Source organism: Acinetobacter sp. UBA6720 (assembly GCF_002454215.1).
In the GTDB taxonomy this organism is placed as follows: Bacteria; Pseudomonadota; Gammaproteobacteria; order Pseudomonadales; family Moraxellaceae; genus Acinetobacter.
Genome location: NZ_DKIK01000001.1, coordinates 1 through 15269 on the forward strand (window position 1 = coordinate 1; position 15269 = coordinate 15269).

The following is a 15269-nucleotide window of genomic DNA, read 5'->3' on the forward strand; positions in this document are numbered from 1 at the left end:
TCTTGATACGGAATTATCATCGTATCTTTACAACTGTACAGATCCATATGCATCAACGCTGTGGCCTGAATACGAGATCAGGGAGCGACTAATCTGATGTATATCAGTTTACGTTTAAAAACCAACTTGAGGTTGGTCACATATTTTTTTGGGGCAAACTGATTTATGTGCAGATGCACAATTAAACCTAACAGTTTGCAGTTTTGCCGATATAATAAGCCTTCGGCGTCGGCATAATTCTTTTGGGACCGTTCCAAGCTGAGTTGAGTTTTTCTTAATTATCCAATTTAAAATTGAAATGATTAAGCTTTTAACTCACTTATGGTGGTATCCGTGCGCTGACTATATCAAACCTTGTACCATCTGCCTATGGGCTAAGCTAGTCTTTCTTGTGTAAAGCATAGCCTAAGTGGTCATTTTTTATCCAAATTCCGTATTTTTTAGGTCGCAGTAACTGTATGAATTCTACCCAACAATGGCAAAACGTGACGTGGTTTGAAGTGGACGAGCATCAAGCAGGGCAACGGATTGATAATTTTTTATTTAGCCGTTTAAAAGGTGTGCCTAAAAGTCGTATTTATCGTCTGATTCGTGAAGGTCAGGTTCGGGTCAATAAAAAGCGTATAAAAGCAGAAACTAAACTGTCGATTGGGGACCAAATTCGTGTGGCCCCGATTCGCTATGAACAAAAAGATGAAAATGCGGCGCCTGTTTCTGACAAAGTCGCACAGAGTTTGCTGAGCCGTGTGGTGTATGAAGATGAAGGCTTGATGGTCGTCAATAAGCCATCCGGAATTGCTGTACATGGCGGCAGTGGTGTGGCCTATGGTCTGATTGAAGGCCTACGTGCGGCAACAGGTAAAAAATATTTAGAACTGATTCATCGTATTGACCGTGATACCTCAGGTTTGGTGATGATTTCTAAAAAGCGTAGTGTATTAAAAAGCTTACAGGACATGCTACGTGAACACAAAATTAAGAAAACTTACGCCGCTGTCGTCAAAGGTGTGGTGAGTTTAGACAAGCAGTTAATTGATGCGCCTTTGCACCGCTATGAGTTGTCTAATGGCGAGCGTCGTGTACGTGTATCGAGTGAAGGTAAAGAGTCTAAGACGCAGTGGAATGTGGCTGAGCGCTTTATGCATGCAACCTTAGTCTATGCCTCGCCACTTTCAGGGCGTACCCATCAAATTCGTGTGCATGGTTTAAGTATCGGTCATCCATTGGTTGGGGATGATAAATATGGTCATGAAACAGAATACAAGGGACCGAAACCACGTCGTTTATGTTTACATGCGATGCGTTTAGACATCCCTGGTTATGAGACGATTGAAGCGCCGTTGCCTGAAGATATGCAGAGTATTGTGGCGCAGTTAAGAGCACAGAAGAAGGATTAAGCCTTTTCCACTTCATTGTAGGAGCGTTGGTAAAGACATGACTTTTGTTGGTTGTGATTAATTTAAAATGATGTTGTATTGGTCATCTTTAATTTTCAAAAGATGAAAAGTAGCAACAGTCTTTTGTTGAGCTGATTGAACGTCCTAAACGCGCTTTAAGCACTGCTTTAAAGCGAAGTGCAAATCAGCTCAACGGCGACACTTCTGTTGCCATCGTTAGCAAATGCATCGTGTAAATTGTTTTCATAAAAGTAAATATTGGAACCCCAGCATGAATAAACCTGTAGAACTGATTATCTTTGATTGGGATGGCACATTATTTGATTCAGTGGGGCAGATTGTGGCGAGTTTACAATTTGCAGCACAGCAATTTTCACAACCGCTCACCCGTGAAGATGCCAAAAGCATTATCGGTTTAGGCTTGCCAGAGGTTGCACAGCGTCTATTCCCTCAAGTGCCTGAGTTACATACTGAAATTTTGCAATGCTATGCAGAACATTATGTAGCGAACTCAAAAACTGATGTCTGGTTTGATGGTGTTGCAGACATGCTGAATGGCTTACGTGAAGCGGGGTTATTGTTGGCGGTGGCAACGGGTAAAAGCCGTAAAGGCTTAGACCGAGTGTTGGCACAGACTCAGAGTCAATCGTTATTTGTGGCAACCCGTGCTGCCAGTGAAACCAAGTCCAAACCACATCCTTTGATGTTAGAAGAAATCTTAACTGAAACGGGTGTGTCCGCTGAACGCGCGATTATGGTCGGTGATACCAGTTATGACTTGGAGATGGCACGTAATATTGCTATGCCGAGAATTGGGGTGAGCTATGGTGTGCATACACCTGAAACCTTAAGACAATATCAGCCTTTGACGATTGTAGATGATGTAGCCAGTTTGGATCATTTTTTAAGACAGCAGTTGAAGGCTTTCGATGTGGCGTAAGCAAAGTTGACCATTTTTCAAGGCGTATAAGGATATATGCCTAAACTTAATTTTGAAGAACAAGAAATACGCTATGAGTCGTTCTATTCGATTACTTCATTTGTTACAGCATCTGCGGGAACAGCGTTATCCTGTTACAGCCCAATGTTTGGCTGAGCACTTGCAAATCAGTGTGCGAAGTGTGTATCGGGATATCGAAAGTTTACGTGATCAAGGGGTCAATATTGAGGGAAGTGCAGGTTTAGGATTTCAATTGAAAGAAAACTTTCTCCTGCCGCCAATGAGTTTAGATGAGTCAGAAATTGAAGCGATGTATCTGGCATTACAATGGGCTAAATCCATCCCTGATCATGCATTACAGCAGGCTTCACATTCAGTATTAAGTAAATTAAAAGCAGTATTGCCACAAAGAAAACAAGAATTTTTAAATGATACCTATCTAAAATCAATTCATTCATGGATTGAGGTTGATCAAACCATTGTGGAACAAGTTCGTGTTGCAATTCGTTTACAGACTAAAATTCAGATTGATTATGTTGATGAGCATAAACAGATTTCGCATAGGCAATTATGGCCTTTTGCATTGGGATATTTTAACGACAAAATGTTGTTGGCTGCATGGTGTGAATTGCGAGAAGACTTTAGAAACTTTCGTTTAGATCGAATTCAAACACTCATATTCACAGAGCAAATTTATCCCCAATTTAAACGCCATTTATTTGAACAATGGTGTCAAAAAGAATTTTCAAATTCAGGACAATCGGCAAACACTGCTGACAAAAACTGACACAGCTCAGTTCTATTCTAAAAAAACAATAAACACAGAGGATAGAACAATGGCTTTAACTTTATATACCAATACGCAATCTCGTGGCGTTGTGGTGGACTGGCTTATTCTTGATTTGGGGATTGAGGTCGAGCGTATAGAAGTTGCCTATGGCGCAGAAATGAAATCAGCCGAATTTTTAAAACTCAACCCTTTTGGTAAAGTGCCTGTTTTGGTGGATGGTGATGTGGTGATTTACGAGTTGGATGCCATTTGTGCATATCTAGCAGATCAATTTTCTGAAAAAGGTTTGGCTCCCGCACTGGATGATCCGAAAAGAGGTTTATATTATCGTTGGTTGTTTTTTGGTGCAGGCCCGTTTGCAGCAGCCTCCGACAATCAACATTTAAAAGTACTAGTTTCGCCAGAACAGAAGATGTTTATGGGGTATGGCGATTATCAGGATACGTATCAAGCGTTGATTCAAGGCTTGGAGCAAGCCAGCCCGTATCTATGCGGTTCGCAGTTTACGGCAGCCGATATCAGTTTAGGAGCAATGATCATGTGGCAATTAAAAATGAATTTATTAGAGCCACATCCAGCAATTGAGCGTTATGTATTGGCTATTCAACAACGTGAAAGTTTCAAGAACAATCCTGCTTTATTTGCAGCATAAAATCATTTAACTAGAAAAGCCTCTTTGATAAGAGGTTTTTTTAGTTATAGATTTCTTCAAATAGGTTTCTCACGTATCGTTTTTTAGTCGTAGATGAAAAAATTTGATTGAAATATACATAGTGAAATTATGGGTGATTTTGTCGTTTTCCGTTTTGATTTTTCTATGCTGTTTATTTTGATGGCTAAAATAGAAAAGATTTATAGGTTCTAACTATTGTAAAAAATAAAATAAGTATTGGCGTAAAACCCGCAATTTTCCGATGCTTGAGTGGTCTAAAACATACTCGTTTTGAGTGGTCTTAGGGATAAGCCATCGGGTTCTTCTTCAAGTATATGCTCGCTTCATTTTGAACATCTCTGTCTTTCCCTTGCTCGATAAAACAGTATTTTGTCTCTATTTTGCAGTTTAAGGAAAGCTAGATGTCGAATTCTGCTGTTGTTGAATCTGTTGCGCAGGCTTTACGCAATGCCGAATTATCAAAAACTGCGATTGCACCTATACGTCCGCAATTAGGTGCGGAACAGGCAGATGTCGATATTGCGTATGCGGTTCAGGAAGTGAATACCCAACGTGCCTTACAAGAAGGGCGTCGCTTGGTAGGACGTAAAATTGGTTTGACCTCTAAAGTCGTGCAGGCGCAACTAGGGGTTGATCAGCCCGATTTCGGCATGCTGTTTGCCGATATGGCTTATGGCGATGGTGAAGCCATTCCTGCAGGTTTATTGATTCAGCCTAAAGTAGAAGCAGAAATCGCGTTAGTGATTAACAAAGACTTAACTCAAGAAAAACATAGCTATGCAGACATTATTAGTGCCACAGCCTATGCCTTGCCTGCAATTGAAGTGGTGGATAGCCGCATTGAGAACTGGAAAATTTCATTGATTGATACCGTGGCAGACAATGCGTCTTCTGCGGCATTTGTTTTGGGTTCACGCCCCGTGAAATTGGATCAGCTTGACTTAGTCAACTGCAAAATGACCATGACCCGTGGCGATGAGGTAGTTTCGCAAGGGATTGGTAAAGCCTGTTTAGCCAATCCTTTAAATGCTGCGGTTTGGCTTGCCGATGAGATGGTACGTCGTGGTCGTCCATTGCTGGCTGGTGACATTATTTTAACGGGTGCTTTGGGGCCAATGGTGATTGCCCAAGCAGGGGATGAATTTAAAGTTGAAATTGAAGGCTTTGGTTCAGTAGTCGCTGCGTTTGCTGCGGAATAAATTGGATTTTTGAGAGAGTAGATGCATGAAAAAGATTAAATGTGCATTAATCGGTCCGGGAAATATCGGAACAGATTTATTGTATAAGTTGCAGCGTAGCGAATTCCTTGAGCCAGTATGGATGGTCGGGATTGACCCAAGTTCAGAAGGTTTAACCCGCGCAGCGAATATGGGTCTAAAAACCACAGCAGAAGGTGTAGACGGATTACTGCCACATGTAGTTGCGGATGAAATTCAAATTGCCTTTGATGCGACCTCGGCTTATGTGCATGCGGAAAATAGCCGTAAGTTGAACGAATTAGGTGTGCAGATGATTGACCTGACACCTGCTGCGATTGGCCCGTTTTGTGTGCCGCCTGTCAACCTTCAAGAACTCTTGGATGCAGGTGAGTTGCCGAATGTGAACATGGTGACCTGTGGTGGACAAGCGACCATTCCTATGGTGGCTGCCATTTCTCGCGTACAAGCGGTGAGTTATGGGGAAATTATTGCGACCGTTTCGACCAAGTCGGTTGGCCCGGGTACACGTAAAAACATTGATGAATTTACCCGTACCACGGCTGGCGCGATTGAAAAAGTCGGCGGTGCAAAACAAGGTAAAGCCATCATCATTATCAACCCAGCCGAGCCACCACTCATGATGCGCGATACGGTGCATTGCTTGGTCGAAGGGGAGCCTAATCAAGCGGCCATTACGGCATCGGTTCAAGCCATGATTACTGAAGTTCAGAAATATGTACCCGGTTATAAACTGGTGAATGGTCCAGTATTTGATGGCAACCGCGTGTCGATATTCCTTGAAGTAGAAGGCTTGGGTGATTTCTTGCCAAAGTATGCAGGGAATTTGGACATTATGACTGCGGCAGCTGCGCGCACTGCGGAAATGTTTGCGGAACGTTTATTGGCTACGGCTGAAGTATAAGGAGCAACCCATGTCTAAGATTATTGTGCATGATATGACTTTGCGTGATGGTATGCATCCACAGCGCCATCAAACCACTGTTGAGCAAATGATTGCAATTTCCACTGCATTGGATGATGCAGGTGTACCGCTGATTGAAGTGACGCATGGCGATGGCTTAGGCGGTTCATCCGTGAACTACGGTTTCGCTGCGGCAACGGATGAAGAATACTTATCTGCTGTTGTTCCGCGTATGAAAAATGCCAAAGTGTCAGCCTTGCTGTTACCCGGCATTGGTACAGTCGATCATTTAAAAATGGCGCATGAAATTGGTGTTTCTACCATTCGTGTAGCAACCCACTGTACCGAAGCCGATTGTTCAGAGCAGCATATTACTGCGGCACGTCAGTTGGGTATGGATACTGTGGGTTTCTTGATGTTGGCACACATGGCATCGCCTGCTCAATTGCTTGAAGAAGCGAAAAAGATGGTGTCTTATGGCGCGAACTGTATTTATGTGACTGATTCAGCAGGTTATATGCTGCCACAAGATGTCACAGACCGTGTCGGTTTACTGCGTCAAGAATTGGACAGCAGTATTGAACTGGGTTTCCACGGGCATCATAACTTAGGTATGGGGGTGGCAAATACGGTTGCTGCAGTTGATGCTGGGGCTATTCGTGTCGACTTGGCGTCTGCGGGTTTAGGTGCTGGTGCAGGTAATACTCCATTAGAATTGTTCATTGCGGTGGCAAACCGTATGGGACTAGAAACAGGCGTGGATCTGTTTAAAGTACAGGATGTGGCAGAGGATTTGGTGATTCCAATGATGTTGAACCCAATTCGAGCGGACCGTGATGCGGCGACTTTGGGTTATGCAGGGGTGTATTCATCGTTCTTACTCTTTGCAAAGCGTGCAGAAGCCAAATATGGTGTGTCAGCGCGTGAGATTTTATTGGAATTAGGCCGTCGTGGTACGGTCGGTGGTCAGGAAGACATGATTGAAGATTTGGCTTTGACCATGTCGAAAGCGAAGGCTGCTTTGGTTTAATCTGATCTTGAATGAGTAAAAACATCTAAATAGGAATGCCCGTCAATTAAGAAATTGACGGGCATTTTCTTTTTAAAACTTGCGATATTATTGGATACTTGGAAGCATCATCCGCAACCTATCTGGCCTTTGAAGTAGACTGTTTTTGCAACAAAATTATTTAAATGTAGAAAGTGAACAGGTTTTGCGGATGATCAATCATGAATACACATGCATAAAATTTTAACGTTATTCAACTTCATCATGCACATATAGAAAATTTCTGTGATATGAGCGCTTTTTCTTATAACGTTACGCTGAAATAAAAAAACTGACTCGAAAAACTTAAACAAAAAAACACTTAAATTATTCAAACTATTTAGAAAAGAAAGTGGTTTAAAACGAGAAAGGTTGGAGAGGCTCCATCTTTCATCATAACTTGCGAAATTAGGTTAAAAGTGAGTTATTGTAATTTTATCTAAATGAAAAAAGAGCGGTGTCCAGCTTGGTATTTATAGTCGGTGATGTGGCATTTTCTTAAGACTGTGGTCGGATTTTTTCTGTTCAATGAGTTCCGCATGATGACGTTATAGCTTAATGTGATTATTGGAATATATCTCATGCGTCGTCAAACTTTATGGACAGCCATCTGTGTCGCAGCTGCGGCATTAGGTACAACTGCAACGAATGCAGACTTTATCGACGATAGTCAAGTCCAGTTAAAATTCAGAAATTTTTATTTAGACCGCCAGTATGAAACCCTGCCACAAAATAATTGGGGCAGTTGGTCGCAGGCCATCAGCTTAGATGCCAAATCTGGTTATGCTCAAATTGGTGCATTGCAAGTCGGTGCGGATGTTTTGGTACAACATGCTTTTCGTTTAAATGGGCGTGATAAAAATGCCGATTGGGTACTTCCACATAATGGACAGGAACAAGCCCGTGATTTTGGCAAAGTCGGTGCCACTTTAAAAGCCAAAGTATCGCAAACGGAACTAAAAGTCGGTGAGCTGCTACCTGTTTCCCCAGTTTTAGTATTTGATCCATCACGTCAGCTGCTGACCACCTATCGCGGGGCATGGTTGGAGTCTAAAGAGCTGAAAGATACCAAACTAAGTTTGGCGTATACTGATGGGATTAATGCACGTTATGACAATCAGTTTCAGGACTTAAGTTTATTTCCGAACAATAATCCAAATACCGCCAAAACAGCGGATGGTATGTACATCGCGGGGATTGATCATCAGTTTAATCCAGAGTTTGGAGCAAGCTATTGGTATGCCGATGTCAAAGACATTTATCAACAGCATTATGCAGGAATCAGTTATAACACCACGCTGGGGACAAATACGAAGCTGACCAGCCATGTTCGTTATTTTGATAATTCTGAGTCAGGTGATAAGTTGTATGGCGAAATTGACAACCAAGCCTTGTCGATGGGCGCTAAATTCAGTCATGGGTCACACAGTGTAGGTTTGGGCTATCAACAAATGTTTGGCGATAACAGCTTCCCAACCTTGGCAGGATGGGTACCACAGCCATATCTGGTGAATTGGTCCGTGGCAACCTTTACCAATGCCAAAGAGAAATCATGGAATATCTCTTATGGCTATGACTTTGCTGAATTGGGGTTAAAAGGTTTGAATGCCAATGCAATTTATTTTGCTGGTTTTGATGCGACAGCAGGCGGTAAAACCGATCAGGACGAACAAGAATTGAATCTGATTGTGAATTACACCGTACCTGAAGGCAAATTCAAAGGTCTAGGGATTCAAGCCATGTATATTGACACAGACTATGATTGGAAAAGCGATTTAAAAGAATATCGTGTTGCTACGACCTATAGCTATAAATTTTAAGTATTGAACTGAAAGCGGGCGATTTGGGCACAAGTCGCTCTTTGTTGAATCACCTTCAAATAATAAACAGATTTTCTGATTTTAATAAAAATATTGTTGTAAAACATTTATTTAAATAATCGTTTTTTTGTAGTGTCTGATCGAAAACAAGTATCAGTGGAGTCGTTTTGAACAGGTAAGATGGAACAGTAAAACTGTCGAAATGAATGAATTGACCTGTCCTGAACACAGAACATCAGACGGGTCTTAGGCTGTACGAGGAGTAAGTATGAGCACGGTCCAAATCCCCAATTACACCACCGACCCATTCTTTGGCTTGGAAGATAAATGGATTGAAACAGCGGAAGGTGAGTTAACCCATTATCATGAAGTGGGTGAGGGTACACCAATTTTATTTTTACACGGCTCTGGAACAGGTGTTTCGGCAGCAGCGAACTGGTGGTTAAATTTACCACAGATTGCGGAGCAAGCCCGTTGTATTGCTATTGACTCAATTGGCTATGGTCAAACAGTGGTGGCTGATGGTATGGCTTATGGCATTCGCGCATGGGTCGATCATGCGGTGCGTACACTGGATGCTTTAGGCATTGAAAAAACTTGGTTGGTGGGCAATTCACTGGGTGGGTGGTTAGCTTTTCAAATGGTGCTCGATTATCCAGAACGTGTCTTGGGTATTGTGTCGATGGGGACAGGCGGAGCCAAACAAACTGCTGCACTGAAAGCCCATGCTAATCCTGTTTTGACCGAAGAAGGCATCAAAAATACTTTGTCGATGTTTGTGGTGGATAAGCGCTTAATTACCGATGAGTTGGTCAAAGTTCGTTATGAAGCAGCCAAGAATGACTATGCCTCAGACCGTTTAATGGATGTGGTAGGCGCACGTGACCGTGATCGTTTTGAGTTCCCACTCGATTTTGAAAAAATGAAGGACATCCAAGTGCCTGTATTGCTGATTCATGGTGTCCAGGATGTGGTGATTCCTGTATCTCGTACATGGGATATTTTAAATACGGTTCCATTTGCGGATGCCCACATTTTCAGTCAGTGTGGACATTGGTCACAGGTGGAAAAAGCTGAAGAATTTAATACGGTGATTAAAGATTATTTAAGTGCACGTGGTGTGAAATAAGCGATTGAATTGAAAAAGGATGGTTGAACCATCCTTTTTTTATGTCCGAAATTTCAAAGAAGAAGCATTAAACTTAGAGTGTAATAAAGCCTGCCGCTACATTGATGCTAATGGCCAAAATCGAGGTGTTAAAACCATAGGCCAAAATAATGTGCAGAATATTGAGAATACGCATGGAGCGGGAAGTAATCGAAACGTCCGCAGTTTGCGCTGAAGTGCCAATCACATAACTAAAGTATAAGAAGTCAGGATAAGTCGGCTGTGCCGTTTTTGGAAAGTCCAAGCCAGCATCTTGTTGGTCCGCAAGAGCGAGATAATAGTCATGCGCATAATGAATGGCAAACACAGTATGTATAAAGAGCCATGCACTTATAATGGTCAGTAAGGACAGAGCCAAGTGACCATATTTGATAGCTGGGTCATTGGGAAGATGAGTTAACTCCAACACAATTGCAATCAAACACATAACTAATGTCATGATCACCAACAGTAGAATAATCCATTTACTGGCATCTTGTTGCTGTGCATGTTGAAGAATGTGTCGATGGTCAACAGACCAAAGCGTTGTCATGGTTTTGAGCAAATAACTTGAGACGGCAATGTTCCAACTGATCAATAAATTGGTAGACCAAGACCAGTCAGTCAGGGTATTGAGCAGAGCATAAAAAATAGCCGTAACCAAAAAACTAATAAAAAAGAAGGGGCGAAACTGCATGGCCGTTTTTAAACGCTGTAAAGTGGGCATCGGCATGATTTTCTCCTTTTCTATTTTATTTTTTAGTGCAGCTAAAATCGTAATAGCTAGCTCAGTATATGCTTATGTTTAGACTTAAGTTGTAGGTAAAACCTGACAAAAATTCTGATTTTTATTCGTTAATCTTCCTTTAAAAAGTAGAGGCAACAAAAGTCGAGAGCTGATAAGTCTGGTTTAAAACTGAAATACTCTAGATACGCTTGTAGTTCAGGGTACTTTTTCATGAAAAAGGTACACCGCCATTTATTCAGAAAATAGTGGTGTCTCGTATTTGAGGATTAATTTGAACTCATTGGGGATTTATTCACGGTTAATGTTCAAATAAAACACCCGAGTCAGCAATTCTAGAAATTTATTTACCGCCAGTGATGTGGTGTTTTTACGATAGCTTACATATAAATCTAAGTAAGGGAGTTCAACCTCAAGCGGACGAATCACGGTATTGCTCATGGTTAAGGGTGCAACATAGCCAGGTAAAATAGTGCAACCGAGCCCCATCCCAATTGAGTTGATATTAAATAGAATATTATCGGCCTTTTGAACAATATTGAATTCAATACTATTATTTTTGGCAAATTCTAAAATAGTTTGGTGCAGGGTCTGTGACTGTTCGGCTGCGGGAATGATAAAATCAATACCATTTAAAGCCTTAACAGGAATGCGTTCATATTTTGCTAAAGGGTGATCTTTAGGAAGCAGGAAGATGAGTGGCTCACGTAGAACAAATTGGCTCTCAAGTTCATCATTATGAAAGTTATGTCGGGTAAAGGTAATGTCTAGCTCCCCTTTTTTCAACAAACGCATCTGCTCAGTATTGTTCATACTGAGTAACTCAATTTTTAAGTCGGGGTTTTGTACACGCAGATTTGGCAACACATAAGGGAATATTTTCATTTCCGCAACTGGCACGAAACCTATGCGCAGCATTTGCTGTTTGGCTTGTGACACTTGACGTGCCATAGCGACCGCTTTGTCCGCTTGAGCTAGAGTCAAGCGTGCCTGTTCTAGAAAAACAGCACCTTCTTCCGTGAGTTCAACTTTTCGCTTGGTTCGATACAGCAACTGTACGCCGACATCTTCTTCGAGGTCTTTGATTTGCTGACTGAGTGAAGGTTGAGCGGTATAAAGTTTCAATGCCGCCTTACTGAAGTTCAGTTCTTCAGCAACGGTGATGAAATAGCGAAGGTGTCTAAGTTCCATATAAATAACCCACTGAGTAATCCAAAAAATGTCTTACCACGACTACAATAAAGTATAATCTATAAACAACTATGCCGTGAAGATGATTCAAGTATTTATAAAATAAATGGTCTTGAGATGAATGCGGAGATTTTAATATAAGAAATAACTTTTCTAATAATTGCTAAAACATATTAATTAAAACAAAAAAAATATTTCACTAAAGCTGTCTAAAAAATCATGATGCCTCAAAAGTTGAGTCTATTTACGTTGTGCCGTGTATTGGTCGCAGGAGAGCTTTTCATGAGTGGAAAAATTGATGTGCGTGAAATCGACGCTTTGGTCGATGCACAAAATGGACGTATCTCGCCATCCATCTATACAGACCCAGATTTATACGAATTAGAACTGGAACGCGTGTTTGGGCGTACATGGCTATTTCTCTGTCATGAAAGCCAAATTCCAAAATCAGGTGATTTTTTCAATACTTACATGGGTGAAGACCCAATTATTGTGGCACGTCAAAAAGATGGCTCAATTAAAGCATTTCTAAACCAGTGTCGACATCGTTCTATGCGGGTCAGCTTTGCAGACTGTGGCAATACTCGCGCCTTTACCTGTCCATATCATGGCTGGTCTTATGGGGTAGATGGCTCACTGAAAGATATTCCACTTGAAGATCGTGCTTTCCCACAAGGTGCCTGCAAAGAACAGTGGGGCTTGGTTCAAGTCAACCGCGTAGAGTCTTATAAGGGGCTGATTTTTGGCTGCTGGGATGAATCGACTCCAGACCTGATTGAATATATGGGGGATATCGCTTGGTATTTAGATGGTGTAGTCGATCGTCGTTCAGGTGGGACTGAAATTATTGGTGGGGTACACAAGTGGGAAATCGAGTGTAACTGGAAATTTGCGGCAGAACAGTTTGCCTCAGATCAGTACCATGCCTTGTTCTCCCATGCCTCTGCGATTCAAGTTTTGGGCGCTAAACCCGATGACGACTCATCTAAAAAACTCGGTGCAGCACAAACCGCGCGTCCAGTTTGGGAAACTGCCAAAGATGCCATTCAGTATGGTTCACGTGGTCATGGCTCAGGCTTCTTCTTTACCGAAAAACCCGATGCCAACGTCTGGGTGGATGGTGAAGTAGCCAACTACTTCCGTGAAACCTTTGAGGAAGTTAAAGAGCGTTTGGGTGAAGTACGTGCATTACGTCTTGCGGGGCATAACACCATGTTCCCGACCATGTCGTGGTTAAATGGAACGGCAACGCTTCGAGTCTGGCATCCGCGCGGTCCAAACAAAACTGAAGTCTGGGCATTCTGCATTGCCGATGCCGAAGCCTCTCAAGAAGTGAAAGAAGCCTTTGAACGTTCTGCAACACGTGCTTTTGGACCTGCGGGTTTCCTTGAGCAAGATGACTCGGAAAACTGGATTGAAATCCAAAAAGTACTTCGTGGCTATAAAGCACGTAACAACCCGTTGATTATGGAAATGGGCTTGGGCAATGAGAAAGTTCGTGAAGATGGCATTCCAGGCATTACCAACTATATTTTCTCCGAAACCGCAGCACGTGGCTTATACCGCCGTTGGGCAGATTTGTTGATTCATGAAACATGGGAAGAAGTCGAAAAAGCCGCGGAAGACTATGAGAAGGAGTTGATGAAATGAGTCAGATCAATTTAGAACTTCAACATCAGATCAGTCAGTTCCTTTACCGTGAAGCAAAATTGCTCGACGACTGGAAATTCCGTGAGTGGTTGGATGTCTTGGCAGATGATATTGCCTATACCTTACGCACGACACCGAATGCGCAAACCCGTGACCGTCGTCGTTCGGTTGAGCCGCCAACCACGTGGGTGTTTAACGACTCTAAAGATTTGTTAGAACGTCGTGTCGCGCGTTTGGAAACAGGGATGGCATGGGCTGAAGAGCCACCGTCTCGTACCACACATATGGTGTCCAATGTGATCGTTGAAGCGACTGTAGTCGACGGTGAGTATGATGTTTACGTGACGTATTTACTCTACCGTACCCAGAAAGAAAAAGATGTCACCCTCTACTGCGGGAAGCGTCATGACAAACTTCGTAAAGTGGATACCAAGCAAGGTTTCCAGATTTTCAATCGTAAAATCACCCTAGACCAAGTGACTTACAACTCCCATAACCTGAGTGTGTTCTTCTAATGAATAAGATTTTTGTGTGCCAAGTCGATGAGTTAGACGAAGGCGAGGCATTGAAAGTGGACTGCGGTGTGAATGGGATTGAGGCACTGGCTGTTTTCAACAATGGCGGTGAATTCTTTGCTATGAATGACCGCTGTTCACATGGCAATGCTTCCATGTCCGAAGGTTATTTGGAAGAGGACGGCACAGTGGAATGTCCATTACATTCTGCTCGTTTCTGCCTAAAAACAGGTCAGGCTTTATGCCTGCCTGCAACTGATCCTATTCAAACCTTTCCTGTGATTGTGGAAGATGGACAATTGTTTGTCGAGATGGCGGGAGCATAATCATGGGCTGGTTACAAGGTGAAGTTGCCCTGATTACGGGGGGCGGTTCTGGTCTGGGCTGGGCATTGGTCGAGCGCTTTTTAGCAGAAGGCGCACAGGTGGCTGTGTTACAGCGTTCACAAGCCAAAGTGGAGGCATTACAGGCACATTTCGGTGATCGCATTCTTGCGATTGCGGGTGATGTGGCTTGCTATGAAGACAATGTCCGTGCCGTGAATGCCACGCTTGAGCGTTTTGGCAAATTGGATTGTTTTGTCGGTAATGCTGGGATTTGGGATCATTATGCCGATATCGTCAATACTTCGGGTGAACAGTTAGACAAAGCCTTTGATGAAATTATGGGCATTAATACCAAATCGCTCATCTTGGGGGCAAAAGCCGCACTGGAGGCATTGATAGCTTCTGAGGGGTCGATCATATTTACTTTGTCTAATTCAGCCTTGTACTCGGCAGGCGGAGGCCCTGTATATACAGCTTCTAAGCATGCAGGTGTGGGGGTGATGAAAGAATTGGCCTATGAACTTGCGCCTAAAGTACGAGTGAATGCGGTGGCGCCGTCAGGTATGAATGTCAATATCAAAGGGGCGGCATCTTTAGGTCAAGAAAATTTGGGGCTACTCGATGCACGTGACCCTGAAAAGATTGCTCGTGGTATGCCACTGAATTTCTTGCCTGAACCTGAAGAGATGACAGGTTCATACGTCTTGTTGGCATCGCGTCAAAACAACCGTCCACTGACGGGTGTTTTGATCAATGCTGAATGCGGTTTAGGCATCCGTGGTTTACGCCAACCTCGTGCAGGGTTCTTTGATGAGTGATTGATTCACTGAACTACTCATTATCTAGGGATCTTTGGAGCTTTTAAACGTAAAGAAATCTCAAATCTAAACTCAATTAGGTTTGATG

15 protein-coding genes are annotated in these 15269 nt (G+C 42.7%); 13 read left to right on the forward strand and 2 right to left on the reverse strand.

Features of this window, described 5'->3' with window-relative positions; all coding sequences use genetic code 11:
• Positions 1 to 458: 458 nt before the first annotated feature.
• From B4F08_RS00005 to B4F08_RS00045, 9 genes are all read left to right on the forward strand, one after another.
• Positions 459 to 1397 carry an RluA family pseudouridine synthase gene (locus B4F08_RS00005; RefSeq protein ID WP_086209627.1) on the forward strand — a complete coding sequence of 313 codons (939 nt, stop codon included), beginning with the start codon at positions 459 to 461 and terminating at the stop codon, positions 1395 to 1397.
• A gap of 271 nt (positions 1398 to 1668) precedes the next feature.
• On the forward strand, positions 1669 to 2337 hold the full coding sequence (locus B4F08_RS00010; protein ID WP_086209626.1) for an HAD-IA family hydrolase: 669 nt from the start codon (positions 1669 to 1671) through the stop codon (positions 2335 to 2337).
• A 73-nt stretch (positions 2338 to 2410) separates the two neighbouring features.
• A complete protein-coding gene (locus B4F08_RS00015) occupies positions 2411 to 3124 on the forward strand; it encodes a helix-turn-helix transcriptional regulator (protein WP_086209625.1) in 714 nt (237 codons plus the stop codon).
• Between the two features lie 49 nt (positions 3125 to 3173).
• A complete protein-coding gene (locus B4F08_RS00020; RefSeq protein ID WP_291372257.1) occupies positions 3174 to 3779 on the forward strand; it encodes a glutathione S-transferase family protein in 606 nt (201 codons plus the stop codon).
• A 422-nt stretch (positions 3780 to 4201) separates the two neighbouring features.
• The gene (locus tag B4F08_RS00025) at positions 4202 to 4999 is read left to right on the forward strand and encodes a 2-keto-4-pentenoate hydratase (protein ID WP_086209623.1); all 798 of its coding nucleotides are present in this window, start codon (positions 4202 to 4204) and stop codon (positions 4997 to 4999) included.
• 25 nt (positions 5000 to 5024) lie between these two features.
• Positions 5025 to 5921 (forward strand): acetaldehyde dehydrogenase (acetylating), encoded by an 897-nt coding sequence (locus tag B4F08_RS00030; RefSeq protein ID WP_291372259.1) that lies wholly within the window; start codon positions 5025 to 5027, stop codon positions 5919 to 5921.
• A gap of 10 nt (positions 5922 to 5931) precedes the next feature.
• Positions 5932 to 6951, forward strand: coding sequence for a 4-hydroxy-2-oxovalerate aldolase (gene dmpG, locus B4F08_RS00035; RefSeq protein WP_068909697.1), 1020 nt, complete (start codon positions 5932 to 5934; stop codon positions 6949 to 6951).
• A gap of 599 nt (positions 6952 to 7550) precedes the next feature.
• A complete protein-coding gene (locus tag B4F08_RS00040) occupies positions 7551 to 8789 on the forward strand; it encodes an OprD family outer membrane porin (protein WP_291372262.1) in 1239 nt (412 codons plus the stop codon).
• A 268-nt stretch (positions 8790 to 9057) separates the two neighbouring features.
• Positions 9058 to 9918 carry an alpha/beta fold hydrolase gene (locus tag B4F08_RS00045; RefSeq protein ID WP_291372264.1) on the forward strand — a complete coding sequence of 287 codons (861 nt, stop codon included), beginning with the start codon at positions 9058 to 9060 and terminating at the stop codon, positions 9916 to 9918.
• Between the two features lie 73 nt (positions 9919 to 9991).
• Here B4F08_RS00045 and B4F08_RS00050 read toward each other — a convergent pair whose 3' ends face one another.
• Entirely contained in the window at positions 9992 to 10669 is a 678-nt protein-coding gene (locus tag B4F08_RS00050; RefSeq protein ID WP_110975901.1) for a DUF1345 domain-containing protein, read from the reverse strand.
• Positions 10670 to 10972: 303 nt separating this feature from the next.
• Positions 10973 to 11872 carry a DNA-binding transcriptional regulator HcaR gene (hcaR, locus tag B4F08_RS00055; RefSeq protein ID WP_086209618.1) on the reverse strand — a complete coding sequence of 300 codons (900 nt, stop codon included), beginning with the start codon at positions 11870 to 11872 and terminating at the stop codon, positions 10973 to 10975.
• Between the two features lie 282 nt (positions 11873 to 12154).
• Here hcaR and hcaE point away from each other — a divergent pair, with 282 nt between their 5' ends.
• Genes hcaE through hcaB form a run of 4 tightly spaced genes read left to right on the forward strand, consistent with a single transcriptional unit; the run spans position 12155 to position 15181 of the window.
• Positions 12155 to 13522: a 3-phenylpropionate/cinnamic acid dioxygenase subunit alpha gene (gene hcaE, locus B4F08_RS00060; RefSeq protein WP_291372268.1), complete on the forward strand. Its 1368-nt coding sequence runs from the start codon at positions 12155 to 12157 to the stop codon at positions 13520 to 13522.
• The gene (hcaF, locus tag B4F08_RS00065) at positions 13519 to 14037 is read left to right on the forward strand and encodes a 3-phenylpropionate/cinnamic acid dioxygenase subunit beta (protein ID WP_291372270.1); all 519 of its coding nucleotides are present in this window, start codon (positions 13519 to 13521) and stop codon (positions 14035 to 14037) included. The genes hcaE and hcaF overlap by 4 nt, the downstream gene beginning before the upstream one ends.
• Positions 14037 to 14363 (forward strand): 3-phenylpropionate/cinnamic acid dioxygenase ferredoxin subunit, encoded by a 327-nt coding sequence (hcaC, locus tag B4F08_RS00070; protein ID WP_086209615.1) that lies wholly within the window; start codon positions 14037 to 14039, stop codon positions 14361 to 14363. Before hcaF ends, hcaC begins: the two co-directional genes overlap by 1 nt.
• 2 nt (positions 14364 to 14365) lie before the next feature.
• The gene (hcaB, locus tag B4F08_RS00075) at positions 14366 to 15181 is read left to right on the forward strand and encodes a 3-phenylpropionate-dihydrodiol/cinnamic acid-dihydrodiol dehydrogenase (RefSeq protein ID WP_119064080.1); all 816 of its coding nucleotides are present in this window, start codon (positions 14366 to 14368) and stop codon (positions 15179 to 15181) included.
• The last annotated feature ends 88 nt before the right edge of the window (positions 15182 to 15269 follow it).